This window comes from Pseudomonas sp. s4 (genome assembly GCF_046764235.1).
Taxonomy (GTDB): domain Bacteria; phylum Pseudomonadota; class Gammaproteobacteria; order Pseudomonadales; family Pseudomonadaceae; genus Aquipseudomonas; species Aquipseudomonas asiatica.
Genome location: NZ_CP177209.1, coordinates 3637788 through 3653829, shown reverse-complemented (window position 1 = coordinate 3653829; position 16042 = coordinate 3637788). Strand labels below are relative to the sequence as shown.

At 65.1% G+C, this 16042-nt stretch carries 19 protein-coding genes; 12 read left to right on the top strand and 7 right to left on the bottom strand.

Annotated elements, in window-relative coordinates:
- Nucleotides 1-33 precede the first annotated feature (33 nt).
- Genes ACK56M_RS16980 through ACK56M_RS16965 form a run of 4 tightly spaced genes read left to right on the top strand, consistent with a single transcriptional unit; the run spans nucleotide 34 to nucleotide 3863 of the window.
- The gene (locus ACK56M_RS16980) at nucleotides 34-1098 is read left to right on the top strand and encodes an acyl-CoA dehydrogenase family protein (protein WP_054572568.1); all 1065 of its coding nucleotides are present in this window, start codon (nucleotides 34-36) and stop codon (nucleotides 1096-1098) included.
- Nucleotides 1095-1916, top strand: a complete 822-nt coding sequence (locus ACK56M_RS16975) for an ABC transporter ATP-binding protein (RefSeq protein ID WP_054572569.1) — start codon at nucleotides 1095-1097, stop codon at nucleotides 1914-1916. Before ACK56M_RS16980 ends, ACK56M_RS16975 begins: the two co-directional genes overlap by 4 nt.
- On the top strand, nucleotides 1903-3108 hold the full coding sequence (locus tag ACK56M_RS16970) for an ABC transporter substrate-binding protein (protein WP_015270723.1): 1206 nt from the start codon (nucleotides 1903-1905) through the stop codon (nucleotides 3106-3108). The genes ACK56M_RS16975 and ACK56M_RS16970 overlap by 14 nt, the downstream gene beginning before the upstream one ends.
- Complete coding sequence (locus ACK56M_RS16965) at nucleotides 3108-3863, top strand: ABC transporter permease (protein ID WP_102083669.1); 756 nt, start codon at nucleotides 3108-3110, stop codon at nucleotides 3861-3863. The genes ACK56M_RS16970 and ACK56M_RS16965 overlap by 1 nt, the downstream gene beginning before the upstream one ends.
- A 49-nt stretch (nucleotides 3864-3912) precedes the next feature.
- Here the strand turns inward: ACK56M_RS16965 and ACK56M_RS16960 are convergent, their stop codons facing one another.
- Both ACK56M_RS16960 and argC read right to left on the bottom strand, forming a co-directional pair.
- The gene (locus ACK56M_RS16960) at nucleotides 3913-4599 is read right to left on the bottom strand and encodes a GNAT family N-acetyltransferase (protein ID WP_013973019.1); all 687 of its coding nucleotides are present in this window, start codon (nucleotides 4597-4599) and stop codon (nucleotides 3913-3915) included.
- A 79-nt stretch (nucleotides 4600-4678) separates the two neighbouring features.
- On the bottom strand, nucleotides 4679-5620 hold the full coding sequence (argC, locus tag ACK56M_RS16955; RefSeq protein WP_411958803.1) for an N-acetyl-gamma-glutamyl-phosphate reductase: 942 nt from the start codon (nucleotides 5618-5620) through the stop codon (nucleotides 4679-4681).
- Between the two features lie 108 nt (nucleotides 5621-5728).
- On the opposite strand from argC, the gene ACK56M_RS16950 reads away from it, so the two are divergent.
- Entirely contained in the window at nucleotides 5729-6610 is an 882-nt protein-coding gene (locus ACK56M_RS16950) for a LysR family transcriptional regulator (RefSeq protein WP_411958802.1), read from the top strand.
- Nucleotides 6611-6725: 115 nt separating this feature from the next.
- On the opposite strand, the gene ACK56M_RS16945 is transcribed toward ACK56M_RS16950, so the two are convergent.
- Both ACK56M_RS16945 and ACK56M_RS16940 read right to left on the bottom strand, forming a co-directional pair.
- Complete coding sequence (locus ACK56M_RS16945; RefSeq protein ID WP_039615259.1) at nucleotides 6726-6932, bottom strand: tautomerase family protein; 207 nt, start codon at nucleotides 6930-6932, stop codon at nucleotides 6726-6728.
- Nucleotides 6933-6950: 18 nt separating this feature from the next.
- A complete protein-coding gene (locus tag ACK56M_RS16940; protein WP_054572571.1) occupies nucleotides 6951-7685 on the bottom strand; it encodes an SDR family NAD(P)-dependent oxidoreductase in 735 nt (244 codons plus the stop codon).
- Between the two features lie 130 nt (nucleotides 7686-7815).
- Here ACK56M_RS16940 and ACK56M_RS16935 point away from each other — a divergent pair, with 130 nt between their 5' ends.
- Both ACK56M_RS16935 and ACK56M_RS16930 read left to right on the top strand, forming a co-directional pair.
- The gene (locus ACK56M_RS16935) at nucleotides 7816-8724 is read left to right on the top strand and encodes a LysR family transcriptional regulator (protein ID WP_054572572.1); all 909 of its coding nucleotides are present in this window, start codon (nucleotides 7816-7818) and stop codon (nucleotides 8722-8724) included.
- Between the two features lie 106 nt (nucleotides 8725-8830).
- The gene (locus tag ACK56M_RS16930; protein ID WP_013973013.1) at nucleotides 8831-9103 is read left to right on the top strand and encodes a hypothetical protein; all 273 of its coding nucleotides are present in this window, start codon (nucleotides 8831-8833) and stop codon (nucleotides 9101-9103) included.
- A gap of 123 nt (nucleotides 9104-9226) precedes the next feature.
- On the opposite strand, the gene ACK56M_RS16925 is transcribed toward ACK56M_RS16930, so the two are convergent.
- Nucleotides 9227-9877 carry a TIGR04211 family SH3 domain-containing protein gene (locus ACK56M_RS16925; protein ID WP_015270716.1) on the bottom strand — a complete coding sequence of 217 codons (651 nt, stop codon included), beginning with the start codon at nucleotides 9875-9877 and terminating at the stop codon, nucleotides 9227-9229.
- A 206-nt stretch (nucleotides 9878-10083) separates the two neighbouring features.
- Here ACK56M_RS16925 and ACK56M_RS16920 point away from each other — a divergent pair, with 206 nt between their 5' ends.
- A complete protein-coding gene (locus tag ACK56M_RS16920; RefSeq protein WP_015270715.1) occupies nucleotides 10084-10563 on the top strand; it encodes a VOC family protein in 480 nt (159 codons plus the stop codon).
- Nucleotides 10564-10629: 66 nt separating this feature from the next.
- Here ACK56M_RS16920 and ACK56M_RS16915 read toward each other — a convergent pair whose 3' ends face one another.
- Nucleotides 10630-12378, bottom strand: a complete 1749-nt coding sequence (locus ACK56M_RS16915; RefSeq protein ID WP_411958801.1) for a BCCT family transporter — start codon at nucleotides 12376-12378, stop codon at nucleotides 10630-10632.
- Nucleotides 12379-12694: 316 nt separating this feature from the next.
- On the opposite strand from ACK56M_RS16915, the gene ACK56M_RS16910 reads away from it, so the two are divergent.
- From ACK56M_RS16910 to ACK56M_RS16895, 4 genes are all read left to right on the top strand, one after another.
- Nucleotides 12695-13012 (top strand): hypothetical protein, encoded by a 318-nt coding sequence (locus ACK56M_RS16910; protein WP_054572574.1) that lies wholly within the window; start codon nucleotides 12695-12697, stop codon nucleotides 13010-13012.
- Between the two features lie 8 nt (nucleotides 13013-13020).
- Nucleotides 13021-13221, top strand: coding sequence for a DUF1289 domain-containing protein (locus ACK56M_RS16905; protein WP_003259230.1), 201 nt, complete (start codon nucleotides 13021-13023; stop codon nucleotides 13219-13221).
- A 50-nt stretch (nucleotides 13222-13271) separates the two neighbouring features.
- Nucleotides 13272-13913 carry a LysE family translocator gene (locus ACK56M_RS16900; protein ID WP_015270713.1) on the top strand — a complete coding sequence of 214 codons (642 nt, stop codon included), beginning with the start codon at nucleotides 13272-13274 and terminating at the stop codon, nucleotides 13911-13913.
- Between the two features lie 166 nt (nucleotides 13914-14079).
- The gene (locus tag ACK56M_RS16895; RefSeq protein WP_015270712.1) at nucleotides 14080-14868 is read left to right on the top strand and encodes a substrate-binding periplasmic protein; all 789 of its coding nucleotides are present in this window, start codon (nucleotides 14080-14082) and stop codon (nucleotides 14866-14868) included.
- Nucleotides 14869-14997: 129 nt separating this feature from the next.
- Here the strand turns inward: ACK56M_RS16895 and ACK56M_RS16890 are convergent, their stop codons facing one another.
- Nucleotides 14998-16017: an XdhC family protein gene (locus ACK56M_RS16890; RefSeq protein ID WP_015270711.1), complete on the bottom strand. Its 1020-nt coding sequence runs from the start codon at nucleotides 16015-16017 to the stop codon at nucleotides 14998-15000.
- Nucleotides 16018-16042: the final 25 nt, after the last annotated feature.

The window sequence follows — 16042 nt, the reverse complement described above, 5'->3', positions numbered from 1 at the left end:
AGGCGGCCCCGGCGTTTTCAAAGGAGCAAGACCATGCAAGATTGTGCATTTCGACAATGGCTGGATGCCAATGCCGAGGCCATTGACCGGGGCCAATGCGAGCCGCAGCTGGTGCTGGCGCAAATCGCCGAATCGCAGCTGCTGCGCGTCGGTGTCGACCCGGCCCTGGGCGGCACGGGCGGGCAGGTGAGCGACGCGGTCGAGGCCATCGCCGCGATCGCCAGCCGCTCGCTGGCAGCGGCGTTCGTTTGCTGGGGCCAGCGCGCCTTCATCGAATACCTGTTGCACAGCCCCAACCAGCCCCTGCGCGAGCGCCTGCTGCCGCGCTTGCTGACTGGCGAACTGGCCGGCGCCACCGGGCTGTCCAACGCCATGAAGTTCCTGTCCGGCATCGAAGCGCTGCAGGTGCGTGGCCGCCCGCAAACCGATGGCTGGCAGCTGGAAGGGCGCCTGCACTGGGTGACCAACTTGCGCAAGAGCGGCTTCGTGGTGGCTGCGGCTATCGAAGATGAAGCCGGTGGTGCACCGTTCGTGCTGGCCATCCCGTCCGACGCACAGGGCCTGGAGCGTTCCGACGACCTGCAGCTGATGGGCCTGCAGTCAAGCAACACCGCAGCACTGGCCTTCCACCAGGTGCAATTGCAGCGTGGCTGGTTGCTGCACGAAAATGCCCGCGAGTTCCTGCCCCGGGTACGCCCGGCGTTCCTGGCGCTGCAGTGCGGCATGGCCATTGGCCTGGCGCGGCGGGCGCTGGCGGAAGTGCAGGCACACCTGCATGGCCGTGCCTCGTTCCTCGACGAAGCACGTCAGGTGCTCAGCGAACGCCTGGAAAACACCGTGAACGAGCTCAAGCAGGGCCTGCTCGATGGCCGCTTCCAGCAGCAGCCGGCAGCCTTGTTCAAGCTGCGCATCACCTTGGCCGAAAGCGCTGCCGACGCCGTGCAACTGGAGTTGCAGGCCAGTGGTGGCAAGGCCTACCTAAGCGAGTACGGTGAAGGCTTTGCCCGCCGCTGGCGCGAGTCGGCCTTCGTGCCGATCGTCACGCCCAGCCTGGTGCAGCTGCGCGCCGAACTGCAACGCCAGGCGGGCGCGGCATGAGCCCAGTGTTGCTCGAAGCCCGCGACATCAGCCTGGGCTACCCGCGCGAGGGTGGCTGGCAGGCGGTGCTGGCACAGTTCGACCTGCAGCTGGCACCCGGCGAAGTGGTGACCATCCTCGGCCCCAGCGGGGTCGGCAAGTCCAGCCTGCTGCGGGTGCTGGCCGGCCTGCAGCAGCCCCGCGGTGGCAGCGTGACCCTGCACGGCCAGCCGCTGCAGGGCCCGCACCCACGCCTGGCGGTGGCCTTCCAGGACCCGAGCCTGTTGCCCTGGTTGAACCTGGAGAAGAACGTCGCCTTCGGCCTGGACTTCGCCCGCCAGCCGAAACTTGCCGCCGCCGAACGGCGCGCACGCATCGACCATGCGATTGCCGCCGTGGGCCTGGCCCATGCCCGTGGCCAGTACCCGGCGCAGTTGTCCGGCGGCATGGCCCAGCGCACCGCGCTGGCCCGCTGCCTGGCCCGCCAGCCCGAAGTGCTGTTGCTCGACGAGCCGTTCGGCGCGCTGGATGAAGTGACCCGGGCCGACATGCAGCAACTGCTGCTGCAACTGATCGCCACCCACAACACGGCAGCGGTGCTGATCACCCACGATATCGACGAAGCCCTGCTGCTGTCCGACCGGGTCCTGCTACTGGGCAACCACCCAGCGCACACCCTCGGCCAGTGGCACATCGACCTGCCGCAACCACGGACGCAGCGGGTCGAGGAACTGGGCGCCTTGCGCATCGAAATCCTCAAAACCCTTCGGCGGGCAAGCCGCACAGTCGAACCTACCCCAACCCCGTTGCCCTCGGAGGCTGTCCATGTGCATGGATGACTGCTGTTCCTCTTCTTCGCGTCGCGATTTCCTCAAGCTCGGCGCCATGCTCACGGCCGCCGGAGCACTGCCGTTGCTGTCGAGCCTGCAGGCCCGGGCCGCCGCCGAGCCGGACGCGCCGGTGCGTATTGGCTACCTGCCGATCACCGACGCCACGCCACTGCTGGTGGCGCACAACAACGGCCTGTTCGAGGCCGAAGGCATCAAGGCCGAGCGCCCGGTGCTGCTGCGCAGCTGGGCGCAGGTGATCGAAGCGTTCATCTCCGGCCAGGTCAACGTCATCCACCTGCTGTCGCCGATGACCGTGTGGGCCCGCTACGCCAGCAAGGTGCCGGCCAAGGTGGTGGCCTGGAACCACGTGGGCGGTTCGGGGCTGACCGTGGCCCCGGACATCAGCGACATGAAACAGCTGGGCGGCAAGACCGTGGCCATCCCGTTCTGGTACTCGATCCACAACGTCGTGCTGCAACAGATGCTCGACGACAACGGCCTGACCCCGGTGTCGAAGCCGGCCAATGCGCCACTGGCCGGCAACGAAGTCAACCTGCTGGTGCTGCCGCCGTCCGACATGCCGCCTGCACTGGCCAGCAAGCGCATCGCTGGCTATATCGTCGCCGAGCCCTTCAACGCCCTGGCCGAGAACCTCAAGGTTGGCCGCGTGCAGCGCTTCACCGGCGATGTGTGGCGCAACCACGCCTGCTGCGTGGTGTTCATGCACGAGCACGACCTGAACAACCGCCCGGAGTGGTCGCAGAAAGTGGTCAACGCCATCGTCAAGGCCCAGCACTGGACCCGTGACCACCGCGCCGAGGCCGCTGCATTGTTGTCCAAGGCCGGCCCCAACAAGTACACCCCGCATGAACCAGCGGTGCTCGGCAAAGTGCTGGCACCGGCCGCCGAGGACCGGGCCGGTTATATTGCCAGTGGCGCCATTCGCCACCAGCAGTGGGACGAAAAGCGCATCGATTTCCAGCCTTACCCGTTCCCCAGCTACACCGAAGAACTGGTCAAGCGCCTGAAAACCACCTTGATCGAGGGCGACAGCGCGTTCCTGGCCGGCCTGGACCCGGCACAGACCGCCCGCGACCTGGTCGACGACCGCTTCGTGCGCAACGCCATTGCTACCGTTGGCGGGCCGTCGGTGTTCGGCATCGCCGATGACTTCGAGCGTAGCGAGGAGTTCGCGGTCTGATGCGCACGCATGTCGTTCATGCCGGCCTGGGGCTGGCCGGGTTGCTGGGTCTGTTGCTGCTGTGGTGGGCCGGTGTCGCGCTGTTCGGCCAGGCCGATGGCCTGTCGGCGCGCTTTTCGCCGGCAGCGACCCTGGCCAGCCTGGTCGAGTTGCTGGGGCAGGGCGAGGTGTACGGGCATATCTGGGTCAGCCTCAAACGTATCCTGGTCGGGCTGCTGCTGGCGCTGCTGATCGGCGTGCCGCTGGGCTTGCTGGTGGGCAGCTACCGGCACCTGGAGGCGGCGACCACGCCGGCGTTCCAGTTCCTGCGCATGATCTCGCCGCTGTCGTGGATGCCGGTGGTGGTGATGCTGATGGGCGTGGGGGACCAGCCTATCTACTTCCTACTGGCGTTTGCCGCATTGTGGCCGATCTTGTTGAACACGGCGGCCGGGGTAAGGCAGCTGGACCCACGCTGGTTGCAGTTGAGCCGCAGTTTGAGTGCCACGCGCCGGGAGACCTTGTGCAAGGTGATCGTGCCCGGGGTGATCGGCCATGTGCTGACCGGCGCGCGCCTGGCCATCGGCATCCTGTGGATCGTGCTGGTGCCGTGCGAAATGCTCGGGGTGAGTGCGGGGCTGGGGTACTTCATTCTCGATACCCGCGACCGGCTGGCGTATTCCGAGCTGATGGCGATGGTGCTGCTGATCGGGGTGCTGGGGTTTGTGCTGGATGCCCTGGCGCGTGGGCTGCATCGGCGCTGGGTGCATGGCTGAGGGGCCAGTGCGGCTTCTTCGCGGGCAAGCCCGCGAACAGGCCCTTGGATCAATGCACGGTCTTGCGCTGCCGTACACACTCCTGGGCCTGAGCGGTCAGTTCGTCCAGCCGCTCATCCCGCATCTGTTCCGCTTCGATCATCGCATCCTCACCCTGCTGGTTGAGCAGGTAGGTATGGATCTGCATCACTTCCGCCGTCTGGTAGATCGGCGCAATATCCAGTCGCCCGATCAGCGCGCCGCTAGCCCGCCCGGTACTACTCATCAGTACCTGCGGCCCATTGGCGGCCACCACTTGCATGCCCATCGCCTCGAACCACGGTACCTGGCTGGCAAAGGCATTCAGCTCGACGCAGGCATGGCGTGCCTGCAGGTCGCCCAGCAGGGCGCGGGCGATGCCCTGGCGACGATGGCTGGCGCGCACGGCCAGGAACGCCAGGGCGCAAGCCTGTTCATCGTCCTCGGCCGGCAGCGACAGGGCAAACCCCAGCAATTGGTCCGGCTCTTCGGCATCCAGCGCCAGGGTCAGCGCCACGGCCAGGCCTCGGGTGCCGTCCAGTGCTTGCAGGTACTGGTGCACTTCCATGCCAACGCCGTACTGGTACAGCGGGTACAGCGGGTTGTCGGCGCTGATGGCGACACTGCTCAGTTCGCCGACGTGGTGGATCACCAGTTCGCGGATCTGGTTCTGGAAAGATTCAGGCGGCACGCTGTCGAGGCGGCTCAGGATGAACATCGGGGGGCGGGCTCCGGCGGGTAGATGGACGGCCCGCGCCATGCGGGCGCGGGCTGTACAGTCTAACCGTTTTTGTCGATCAGCCTTGTACCTGCAATGCACCGAGCATCAGGTCGAGGTTCTGCACCGCCGCACCGGAGGCACCTTTGCCGAGGTTGTCGAACACTGCGGTCAGCAGCACCTGACCATGCTCAGGGTTGGCGTAAAGCGCCAGGCGCAGGTCGTTGCTGTCGTTCAACGCCTCGGGGTCGAGGTTCGACGCCGCGCCGTGCTGGTGCAGGGGCATCAGCTGGACGTGGCGGGCACCCTGGTAGTGCTGCTGCAGGCAGGCCTGCAGCTGTTCGGCACTGACCTGGCCGGGCAGCAGGCGCAACTGCAGCGGGATGCTCAGCACGATGCCCTGGCGGTAGGCACCGTAACCGGGCATGAACATCGGCCGCGCCGACAGCCCGGCGTGCTGCTGGATTTCCGGCACATGCTTGTGCGCCAGTTCCAGGCCGTACAGTTGCAGGGCCGGGGTTTTGCCGGCGGCGGGCTGTTCATGCCGTTCGACTGCGGCGCGGCCACCACCGGAATAGCCGGAGATGGCGTGGATGTTCAGCGGGTAGTCCGCTGGCAGCAGGCCGGCCTTGACCAGTGGGCGCAACAGGGCGATGGCGCCGGTGGGGTAGCAGCCGGGGTTGCTGACGCGCTTGCTCTGCGCGATGCGCTCGGCTTGCTGCTCGTCGAGCTCCGGCAGGCCATAGACCCAGCCTGGGCTGGTGCGGTGCGCGGAGCTTGCGTCGATCACCCGCACTTGCGGGTTGTGGATCGCCGCCACGGCCTCGCGGGCAGCATCGTCGGGCAGGCACAGCAGGGCGATGTCGGCGCTGTTGATTGCCTCGCGGCGGCGTTGCGGGTCTTTGCGTTCGGCTTCGGGCAGGGTCAGCAGGCGCAGATCGCTGCGGCCTTGCAGCCGGGCATGGATCTGCAGGCCGGTGGTGCCTTGGTCACCGTCGATGAAGACAACAGGTGTGTGCATGGTCAAAGTCCGGTCGGGTAGGGATGGCCTATGCTCGCTTGTGGCTCTGGTAAAGAAAATTTGAATATGATGATCGATATATTCATCTTTTCTGAACGAGATTGGCCCATGCGCGAAATCAGCCTCGATCGCCTCCGCACCTTGGTGGTCATCTCCGACCTGGGCTCGTTTGCCGAAGCCGCCCGCCAGCTCAACCTGGCACCGCCCTCCATCAGCCTGCACGTGGCCGAGCTGGAAGCGCGCATTGGCGCACCGTTGCTCACCCGCACCCGCGGCCAGGTGCGGCCCACGGTCATCGGCGAAACCCTGCTGGCCCGTGCCCGGCGCCTGCTGGCCGACGCCGACCTGGCGCTGGATGAAGTGCGCCGGCAGGTCGAGGGCCTGACCGGCCGGGTGCGCCTGGGCGCCTCCACCGGTGCCATCGCCCACTTGCTGCCGCAGGCGCTGGAGCACCTGCGTACGGTGCACCCAGGGATCGATGTGCAGGTCCAGGTGCTGACCTCCCAGGCCTCGCTGGCGCGCTTGCGCGAGGGCACGCTGGATATCGGCCTGGTGGCCTTGCCACAGGTGTCTGGTAAAGGGCTTGCGGTTACGCCCTGGCGGCGCGACCCGATCCTGGCCTACGTGCCGGCCGACTGGCAGCCACCGGCCAAGGTTACGCCGGCCTGGCTGGCGCAGCGGGCGTTGATCCTCAACGACAGCAGCACCCAGCTTTCGCGGGTGACCGGCGAGTGGTTCGCGGCAGCGGGGTTGTACCCTGAGCCGCGAATCGAGCTGAACTACAACGATGCGATCAAGAGCCTGGTCGGGGCCGGGTATGGAGCGACATTGCTGCCGCAGGAGGGGGAGTCGGCCGAGCTGGACCGGCGCATTGCCCGCCGGCCGCTGCGGCCGGGGTTGTGGCGGCAACTGGGCATTGCCTGCCGGGAAGGGCAGGTGGAGCGGGCCACGGGGTATGTGTTGCAGGCGTTGGAGCGGTTGCGCCAGTGAGGGCCCTGGGGGCTGCTTTGCAGCCCTTTCGCGACACAAGGCCGCTCACATGGGAACGCGACCTCTTGTAGGAGCGGCCTTGTGTCGCGAAAGGGCCGCACAGCGGCCCCAAGCTTCAACCCCGCTCTCGGGCCCGCACCGCAGTCACTGTCTCGCCGCCAACCCCCCAGTTATCGGTTGGCACCTCCTCGATCACCACAAAGGTACTGGCCGGCGGCTTGCCCAGCACCTGCTCCAGCATGCGGGTCGTCTGTTCGATCAGTTGGCGCTTGTGCTCAGCACTGACGCCTTCATCGGTCACGCGAATATGGACATAAGGCATGGTTGCTCGCTCCTCTGTTCAATGCCAGGTGCCAGCGGTGCTACCGCCATCCACCGGCAGGATCACGCCGCTGACGAAGCGTGAGTCGGCCAGGTACAACACTGCATCCACGACATCCTGTGGCGAGCCGGTGCGGCCGCTGGGTGACAGCGCGCCCATGCCTTGCGTATTGCCGCCATGCAGCGGTGTATCGATGATCCCCGGTGCCACCGCATTCACCTGCACGCCGCTGGCTGCCAGTTCAAGTGCCAGGCCTTTCACCGCCTGGTTCAGGCCACCCTTGACCAGTACCGGCAGCAGGGCCGGCACGCGGGTGTCCGGTTGCAAGGCAATGGAGGCGGTGATGGCGATGATCTGCCCATGCCCTTGCCTGGTCATGATCCGCGCCGCTTCCTGGGCCGGGTAGAAGAAGCCCTTGAGGTTGGTGCCGACCAGGGCGTCGACATCCGCTTCGCTGTACTCGGCAAACGGCTTGGCAATGAAGATGCCGGCGTTGTTGATCAGCAGGTCGACCCCGCCAAAGGCTTGCTCGGCGCTGGCGAACAGGCGCTGGGCCGTGCCCTGCTCGGCGATGTCGCCAGCCACGCCGATGAAGCGCGATGGGTTGCCGAGGCGGGCGGCGGCTTGCTCAAGGCGGGCCTGGCTGCGGGCGTTGCCGACCACGTTGTCGCCGCGTTCGAGGAAGGCCTCGGCCAGGGCGAAACCCAGGCCGCTCGAGGCCCCGGTAATGATGACGGTGCGTGGCGTGTTCATGTGCATGTGCATAATCTCCAGTGAAGTGAGCCATGGGCTCGGTGTGAAGCCACTGTAGGTTGCAATCAGCACTTGAAAAATGAGGCGCTGGGCATTTCAATCGATACATCATGTAATCAATCGAGCCGACATGACCCGCCATTTCGATGACCTGCAACTGGGCAGCCTGGAACTGTTCTGCCTGGCCGCCGACAGCGGCAGCTTCACCGCTGCGGCCACGGAAGCCGGCGTTACCCCGGCGGCGGTCAGCCGCAGCGTGGCGCGCCTGGAAGAGCGCCTGGGTGTGCGCCTGTTCGTCCGCACCACCCGGCAGATGCGCCTGTCCGCAGCCGGCCAGGCCTACTATCAGCAATGCCGGCAGGCACTGGGGCAGTTGGTGGAGGCCGAGCGCCAGGTCACGGGCGGGCAGGTCGAGCCGAGCGGTCTGCTGCGTATCAGTGCACCCACGCCCTATGCTCATCACCGGCTGTTGCCGCTGCTGCCGCGGTTTCGCCAGCGCTACCCCAAGGTGCAGGTGGATGTGCATGTCAGCAACCGCAACGTCGACTTTGCCGAGGAGCCGTTCGACCTGGCCATTCGTGGCCGCGAGCCGGCCGATTCGCGGCTGGTGGCGCGTCGCCTGGAAGATGCCGAACTGGTGGTGGTGGCCACGCCGGGCTACCTGGCCCGTGCCGGCACGCCACGAACACCGCACGACTTGCTGCAACATGAGTGCATCCAGTTCGAACTGCCCAGCAGTGGCCGCCGCCCGCCGTGGAGCTTCCTTCAGGATGGCCAGCAGGTGGAGATCGAAACCCAGGGTGGGTTCACCTGCCTGGGCGACTTCCTCGCCACCGCCACGCTGGTGCGCCACGGCGGCGGGCTGATGCAGGCTTACCGCTTTACCGTGCAGGACGCACTGGCCAGTGGCGAACTGGTGGAAGTACTCGCCGAGTTTGGCGGCACCTCGCGGCCGTTCATGCTGATCTACCCCCAGGCCCGGCACATGCCGTTGCGGGTGCGGGTGTTCATCGATTTCCTGTTTGCCGAGGGGGCATAGCCCCCGGGCTGAGCCGAGGCGCCGGGGCGTATGGCCGACTATGCTGTTTGCTGCGTCGAGCCAGTGTCATCTCGACGACCCCTCAGGTTTTCCAGGAGAACGCTCCATGAAATCCACTAAATGCATACCTTTGCTGGTGATTGCCTCGGTCCTCAGTTTTGCCGCACACGCAGACCCGGCGAGCAACTGTGCGGCCAAGATCAAGGAGCTTGAGGATTTCGAAAAGGCCAGTGGCCAGGCAATGCATGGCGGCATGGCCCATGACTTCAAAGTCCACTTGCAAAATGCCAAGGATGCTCAGAGCAAGGGCGATATGACTCAGTGTCAGGCCTCGGCGGACCAAGCCAAGACTATTTACAACAAGGCACGTAGCAAGTAAGCCCTTGCTGGCCTCTTCGCGGGTAAACCCGCTCCTACAGTATCTCCAACAGGCTCAAGGCCAGCGTGGTTACTGTGGGAGCGGGTTTACCCGCGAAGAGGCCAGCGCAGGCTGGCGCCGTCTTCAGAACCAGCGATCGTTCTTCCTGCGCCCACGGGTCAGCGACGGCAGGATCAGCCCCGCCAGCAAGCCCGCGCCGGCAATGCTGCCGCCATACACCATGTAGCGCATCATCACCTGCTTGTTCTCGTCCCCCAGGCGTGCCTGGGTATCGCGCAGCTGCGACTGGCTCTGGTCGAGCTGTTCATTCAGCGCCTTGTTGCGTGCTTCCAGTTCGTCGATCAGCTTCTTGCGTGAATCGAGGGTTTCCTGCATGCCCTGTACGCGATTCTTCCAGCTGTCGTCGATGTTCTTCAGCTGCCCGGTCAGGTCCGCGACCTGGGCATCGAGCTGCGGCAGGCGCTCGCCCTGGCCTGGCACCGACTGCAGGTCGTTGCTGAGAATCCACACCACATCGCCGTTCTGCCCGCGCACCTGGCTGTAGTTGCCCTGGCTGCCGATCAGGGTCAGCTTCTGCCCGGACTTGAGCGTACCGACAATGCGGTGGCCATCGGTGGGGCCGCTGCGCACGTATGTGCTCAGGCTGTCGCTGACCCAGCGTGCATCGCTGGCAGGCTCTTCGGCGTGCACCGGTGCGGCAAGGGCCACCAGGGTGGCGATCAGGCCGCCGCGCAGGGCAGTGAGGGCGGAAGCAGTTGGGCGGGAATCGGGCATGTTGGGTCTTCGCTGAAACAGGACAAAAAGTAGGCCCGGTGACTGGGCCGATGAACCGGTCGGTGGGTTGACCGTCAGCGAAAGACCGTTTTTTTGTCAGCAGGTTCACTACCTGATGTCGGAAATGTCTGCAGGATGTTGCAGGACTTCAACCGGCGACTGTGAGACTAGACTCAAAGGCTCAGACCCTTTCTTGGAACAAGACCATGACAGCCAAGAACACAATCTGCCTCTGGTACGACAACGACGCCGAGGAGGCCGCGAACTTTTACGCCAGCGTCTTCCCTGACACGACAGTGATAGCGGTGCATCAGGCACCTGCTGATTATCCATCCGGGAAACAGGGTGACGTGATTACCGTGGAGTTCAGCGTCATGGGTATTCCCTGCGTGGGGCTCAACGGAGGCAAGGCCTTCACGCATTGCGAGGCGTTTTCATTCCAGGTCAGCACCGAGGACCAGGCCGAGACCGACCGCTTGTGGGATGCCATTGTCGGCAACGGCGGGGAGGCCAGTGTCTGCGGCTGGTGCAAGGATAAATGGGGGATTTCGTGGCAGATCACCCCGCGCATCCTCATCGAAGCCATCGGCCACCCCGACCGGGCGGCGGCCAAGCGGGCGTTTGATGCCATGATGCAGATGGGCAAGATCGATGTGGCCAGGATAGAGGCGGCGTTGAAGGGCTGATCACGGCAGTGAAGGCATCTTGATCGGGGGCTGCGCAGCAGCCCCCGATTCCACAAACTTGCCAGGTCAGTTGCCGGTCACTTCGGCCTCTGCCGACGCCGGCTTGGTCGAAGTCTTCTTCTCCTGCACCACGATGTAGAACTCTTCGCCATGCTTCACCGCGCCATACAACACGGCCTTCTCGATCAGTTCGTTGCCGCGCAGGTGGCGCAGCATCATCGGGTCCTTGCGCAGGTCGCGGTACAGCGCAAGGCACAGCAGCATCATCACCACCACGAACGGCAGGGCCACGACGATGGTCAGGTTCTGCAGGCCGGTCAGTGCCTCGCCGGGGTCGCGCGGGTCGCCGATTGCCAGCATGATCGCCGCCACCGTACCGGTCAGCGCACCCCAGAAGATCACCGTACGCCGCGATGGCGTGGTGGTGCCGTGTTCCGACAGCGTGCCCATCACCAGCGAGGCCGCGTCGGCACCGGAGACGAAGAAGATACCCACCAGAACCATCACCAGCACTGATGTCGCCGAGGCCAGCGGGTAGCTGTCCAGCAACTGGTACAGCGCGTGGTTGCTGTTGACCGCACCATTGGCCAGCTGGAAGGCGCCTTCACGCAGGGCGTCGATACCCGCGCCGCCAAAGATGGTGAACCACACCAGGCTGACCAGGCTCGGTACCAGCAGCACCCCGGTAACGAACTGGCGGATGGTGCGGCCGCGGCTGATGCGGGCGATGAACATGCCCACGAACGGCGTCCAGGAAATCCACCAGGCCCAGTAGAATACGGTCCAGCCGGCCAGCCAGTTGTTCATCTGTTCACCGCCGCTGGCGTTGGTACGGGCCATCATTTCCGGCAGCATCTTGACGTAGATGCCGATCGAGGTTGGCAGCAGGTTGAGCATCAGCAGGGTCGGGCCGACCATGAACACGAACACCGCCAGCACCAGCGCCAGCACCATGTTGGTGTTGGACAGCCACTGGATGCCCTTGCCGATGCCCGACACCGCCGAGGTAACGAAGGCAATGGTCAGCAGGGTGATGATCGAGATGTAGAACAGCTTGCCGGGGCTTTCGATCCAGCCGTTGTATTCCAGGCCACCGGCAATCTGCAGCGCGCCCAGGCCCAGCGAGGCCGCCGAGCCGAACAGCGTGGCGAAGATCGCCATCATGTCGATCAGGCGGCCGAGCGGGCCGTTGGCATGCTTGCCGATCAACGGCCGGAAGGCGGCGGAAATCAGCTGCGAGCGGCCGCGGCGGAAGGTGCCATAGGCAATCACCAGGCCGACGATGGCGTACATGGCCCAGGGGTGCAGGGTCCAGTGGAACAACGTTGTGGCCATGGCCACCTGCATCGCTTCGCTGGACTGCCCGGTGGCCGTCCCTGGTGGTGGCGATACATAGTGCGACAGCGGTTCGGCAACGCCGAAGAACATCAGGCCAATGCCCATGCCGGCGCTGAACATCATCGCCACCCAGGACACCGTGCGGAATTCTGGCTGTTCGCCATCACGGCCCAGCGGGACCCGACCGTACCGGCTGGCGGCGAGCCACAGCACGAACACCACGAACAGCGTGGAGGTAAGCACGAAGAACCAGCCGAAGTTGAGAATGACCCAGGATTGCGCGCTGGAGGCGCTGCTGGCGAGGCTTGCCTGGTTGAGGAAGCCCCAGAGGACGAAAGCGATGGCCAGGAGGCTGGTGAAACCAAAGACGATCCAGTCGAGCTTGCCCTCGAAACGCCGGTCCTGGCGTGCTTCCGCGGTTTTCGAGGGATCCGTCACGCCAAGGTCGAGCGTTTCGGTGATGTGTTCCTTTGCCATGAATGATGAGGCCCCTTTCTGGCTTACCGGCTGGTGCAGGCTTGTAGTTTTGTGTGGGCTACCGAGTTCGATGACTGCCTCGGCGGGGAGATTGCTGGCGGGATTATCCTGCGCACTAAACGGCGGCTCCTGTCCCGATAACGCCCCGGGACGTCCATTGCGCGACCTGCCAGATACTTTTAGTTCTGGGGGCGATGGCCCTTTCTGCCTCGGGTTCTGGTACCCTGTGGGCATTACCCAGGCCTGCACATCCGGGCATCGTAGAAGCGCTGCCGCTTGTGGGCCTGGCCGTACCAGGAAACGGAGATTCGTCCAGATGGCCACTGACCGTGTGAGCCTGATTCATTTCGATAAATTGAGCATGAGCCCTGCCGCTGCCGATCGGTTCCAGAAAGCCCTCGACGCGCTGGAAGCGCTCAAGCTGCAGGACCGTTACGTGTATCTCATCGCTCCTTATCTGGGTGATATCGCTGACGCCTCCGACCTCGAGCAACTGGCCACCGCCCTGGAACAGGGCTTGCGCGTGGTCGACGAGCTGCTGGCTGCCAGGTCGGTCACCAAGGTCAAGGCCGAAGAAGTACGCCAGGTGTTCCACGCCGCCGCCGAGCGCGCGCAGGCTGAAATGCCCGGCTGAGTGGCGGCATGGCCAAAGACATCGACAACCCCTGCGTCTCGCTGTGCCAGCTCAATAGCGAGCTGTGCGTGAGCTGCGGTCGCAGCCGTGACGAAATTCGCAAATGGCGGGGCATGAAGCGCCCCGAGAAGATGGCCACCGTGCAGCGGGCGGCAACGCGGATGAAGGCTATCGCCAAGAAGGCGGCCAAACGGCAGAATGGCGACTGAGCCTGCGCACCCTGTGCGCAATTTTTCCTGATTGTCTGACGAGCCTGAAAATGGATTCTCACTCGCTGTTTGCCTTTACCCTGGTCGCTGCCATCGCGATCGCCAGCCCCGGCCCTGCCACCCTGATGGCCATCAACAACAGCCTTGCCCATGGCCAGCGCAGCGCGATCTGGTCGTCGCTGGGCAATGGCTCGGGCCTGTTCTGCCTGTCGGCAGCCGCCATGCTGGGGCTGGGCGCGCTGCTGGCCAGTTCCGAAATGCTGTTCAACGCCGTGAAGATCCTGGGGGCGGGCTACCTGTTCTATCTGGGCGCGCGGCAATTGCTGAAAAAGAGCCCGATGCTGGCGCAGGGCGACGCAGAGGGTGTGGCCAAGGTTCGGCCCACGCCGCTGAAGCTATACAAGTCGGCCTTCCTCACGGCAGTGACCAACCCCAAGGCGACCATGTTCTTCACCGCGCTGTTCCCGCAGTTCATCGACCAGGGGGCGGCGCTGTTGCCGCAGTTCCTGATCCTGACCGGGATATTCGTAGCGTTGTCGCTGGTTTCGCTGAGCCTGTATGCCGCACTGGCGGCGCGGGCCAAGGGCGTGCTGACCCGGCCGTCCCTGTCGCGCTGGGTGAGCCGGGTGGTGGGCACCACCTTTATCGGCTTTGGCGCGGCGATCCTGGCGATGCGCCGGCAGGGGGCCTGAAGTACGAGGGGCGCTCCATCTGGCCGATAAAAGGCCAACCTGATGGCCATACATGGTCCAGACTGTCTGCAGCACGCACAGATGGGTGCTGCAGTCGACCACAGGACGTGGCAACCATTGGCCACCGCTCCGGGTCTGCGGATGTCACATGTGCCGAGGGTTGTCGATGATCGAGCGCTGCTTTCGCCACGCCTTGCTGCTGTTGCCGTGCCTGCTGCTGCCGCTGGCGGCGGTAGCGCATGAGGAATGCCGGCGGCTGACTGCCACCGGCAACCCGGAATACCCCCCCTACCTGTGGCGCGACCCGCAAAACCCCCAGCAACTGATCGGTGCCAATGCCGATCTGCTCAAGTACCTGGGCAAGCAACTGGGGCTGGAAATCGAGGTGGTCTACGGCGGGCCGTGGTCGCGCGCCCAGGAAGAAGTGCGCACGGGCCGGATCGACCTGATGGCCGGGTACTTTCTGACCAAGACCCGTCAGCAGCAGATGGACTTCATTACCCCGGCATTCCTGTATACCCCAAGTGTTATCTGGGTGCGCCAGGACAATACCTTTGCCTACCAGCAATGGGCCGACCTGAAGGGCCGCAAAGGCGGCACGCTGGTCAACAACAGCCACGGCCAGCAGTTCGACGACTACGCCAGGACCAACCTCACCCTCGAAGCGGTACCCGGTGCCAGGCAGGCATTCGAGAAGTTGATGCACAAGCGCAGCGATTACGTGGTGTACGAGCAGTATCCCGGCTTGGCGCTGGCACGCACCTTGGGGATTGCCGACAATTTACAGGTGCTGGAGCCACCGGTATCCAGCGAAGGGCTGTACCTGGCGCTTTCGCATGACTCGCCCTGCAATCAGCCGAAGCTGCGTGAGGCACTGACAAGGGAGATGGAAAAGATCGTTGCCGGGGCATTGCCGGAGCAACTGCTGCAGCAAAACCTGGAGCGTTGGCAATAGCAGCCTGGTATGCGGTCCCTTGTAGGAGCGGCCTTGTGTCGCGATGGGGCGCGCAGCGGCCCCTGTTTTCAGCTTCGCCGCAGATATCGCCGGGGCCGCTTCGCGCCCCATCGCGACACAAGGCCGCTCCTACAGGGACCGGGCCAGTTGCTCGGCTTCCTTGGCCCGGGTCACGCTGACTGCGCCGGGCAGGGTGACATCGTTCTTCGCCGCGAGGATCTCGGCCATGACGCTGACGGCAATCTCGGCCGGGGTCTTGCTACCGATATAAATGCCGATAGGGCCGTGCAGGCGCCGCAACGACGCTTCGCTTTCGCCAAAGTGTTCGATCAGGCGCTCGCGGCGCAGCTGGCTGTTGCGCCGTGAGCCGATGGCACCGATATAGAACGCCGGGCTGTGCAGCGCTTCGAGCAGTGCCAGGTCGTCCAGCTTGGGGTCGTGGCTGACAGCGACGATGGCGCTGCGCAGGTCCGGGGCAAAGGCGCGGACGACGTCGTCCGGCATGCCGGCAAGGTGGTTGACGCCGGCAACGTTCCAGCCTGCCGTGTACTCGGGGCGCGGGTCGCACAGTGAAACGCTGAAGCCATTGAACAGGGCCATGGTCGCCAGGTATTCGGCCAGCGCGCCGGCACCGATCAACAGCAGGCGGTAGCCGGGGCCGAGGGTGCTGAGCATGTGCTGGCCATCGAAGCTGAACAGCTCGGGCGTGGTGGTGGCGCTGAGGCTGGCTTTGCCGCTGCGCAGGTCGAGCCCACGCCGTACCAGGCTGCCGCCGTCGAGGCCGGCGAGCAATTGTTCGAGGTGTGGCAGCGACGGGGCGAATTCCAGCACCAGTTCGAGGGTGCCGCCACAGGGCAGGCCGAAGCGGTGGGCCTCGTCGGCACTGACACCATAGCGCACCACCTGGGGCAGGCCGCTGGGCATGCCGGGGCCGGCGTAGGCACTGGTGTAGCGGTGAATGAGGTCGTCCTCGATGCAGCCGCCAGAGACACTGCCAACCACACGGCCGTCGCTGCGCAGGGCCATCATCGAGCCCACCGGGCGGGGGGAGGAACCCCAGGTGCGGGCGACCGTGGCGAGCAGGGTGCGATGGCCGGCGGCGAGCCAGTCTCGGGTGGTGCGAAGGACCAGCAGGTCGATGCTTTCCATGGGGACTCCGGTACAGCCACCAAAA

Excerpts from the sequence above, each read along its gene's own strand:
- ACK56M_RS16980 (WP_054572568.1), top strand. The coding sequence starts at position 34 with ATGCAAGATTGTGCATTTCGACAATGGCTGGATGCCAATGCCGAGGCC.
- ACK56M_RS16975 (WP_054572569.1), top strand. The coding sequence starts at position 1,095 with ATGAGCCCAGTGTTGCTCGAAGCCCGCGACATCAGCCTGGGCTACCCG.
- ACK56M_RS16970 (WP_015270723.1), top strand. The coding sequence starts at position 1,903 with ATGTGCATGGATGACTGCTGTTCCTCTTCTTCGCGTCGCGATTTCCTC.
- ACK56M_RS16965 (WP_102083669.1), top strand. The coding sequence starts at position 3,108 with ATGCGCACGCATGTCGTTCATGCCGGCCTGGGGCTGGCCGGGTTGCTG.
- ACK56M_RS16960 (WP_013973019.1), bottom strand. The coding sequence starts at position 4,599 with ATGTTCATCCTGAGCCGCCTCGACAGCGTGCCGCCTGAATCTTTCCAG.
- argC (WP_411958803.1), bottom strand. The coding sequence starts at position 5,620 with ATGCACACACCTGTTGTCTTCATCGACGGTGACCAAGGCACCACCGGC.
- ACK56M_RS16950 (WP_411958802.1), top strand. The coding sequence starts at position 5,729 with ATGCGCGAAATCAGCCTCGATCGCCTCCGCACCTTGGTGGTCATCTCC.
- ACK56M_RS16945 (WP_039615259.1), bottom strand. The coding sequence starts at position 6,932 with ATGCCTTATGTCCATATTCGCGTGACCGATGAAGGCGTCAGTGCTGAG.
- ACK56M_RS16940 (WP_054572571.1), bottom strand. The coding sequence starts at position 7,685 with ATGAACACGCCACGCACCGTCATCATTACCGGGGCCTCGAGCGGCCTG.
- ACK56M_RS16935 (WP_054572572.1), top strand. The coding sequence starts at position 7,816 with ATGACCCGCCATTTCGATGACCTGCAACTGGGCAGCCTGGAACTGTTC.
- ACK56M_RS16930 (WP_013973013.1), top strand. The coding sequence starts at position 8,831 with ATGAAATCCACTAAATGCATACCTTTGCTGGTGATTGCCTCGGTCCTC.
- ACK56M_RS16925 (WP_015270716.1), bottom strand. The coding sequence starts at position 9,877 with ATGCCCGATTCCCGCCCAACTGCTTCCGCCCTCACTGCCCTGCGCGGC.
- ACK56M_RS16920 (WP_015270715.1), top strand. The coding sequence starts at position 10,084 with ATGACAGCCAAGAACACAATCTGCCTCTGGTACGACAACGACGCCGAG.
- ACK56M_RS16915 (WP_411958801.1), bottom strand. The coding sequence starts at position 12,378 with ATGGCAAAGGAACACATCACCGAAACGCTCGACCTTGGCGTGACGGAT.
- ACK56M_RS16910 (WP_054572574.1), top strand. The coding sequence starts at position 12,695 with ATGGCCACTGACCGTGTGAGCCTGATTCATTTCGATAAATTGAGCATG.
- ACK56M_RS16905 (WP_003259230.1), top strand. The coding sequence starts at position 13,021 with ATGGCCAAAGACATCGACAACCCCTGCGTCTCGCTGTGCCAGCTCAAT.
- ACK56M_RS16900 (WP_015270713.1), top strand. The coding sequence starts at position 13,272 with ATGGATTCTCACTCGCTGTTTGCCTTTACCCTGGTCGCTGCCATCGCG.
- ACK56M_RS16895 (WP_015270712.1), top strand. The coding sequence starts at position 14,080 with ATGATCGAGCGCTGCTTTCGCCACGCCTTGCTGCTGTTGCCGTGCCTG.
- ACK56M_RS16890 (WP_015270711.1), bottom strand. The coding sequence starts at position 16,017 with ATGGAAAGCATCGACCTGCTGGTCCTTCGCACCACCCGAGACTGGCTC.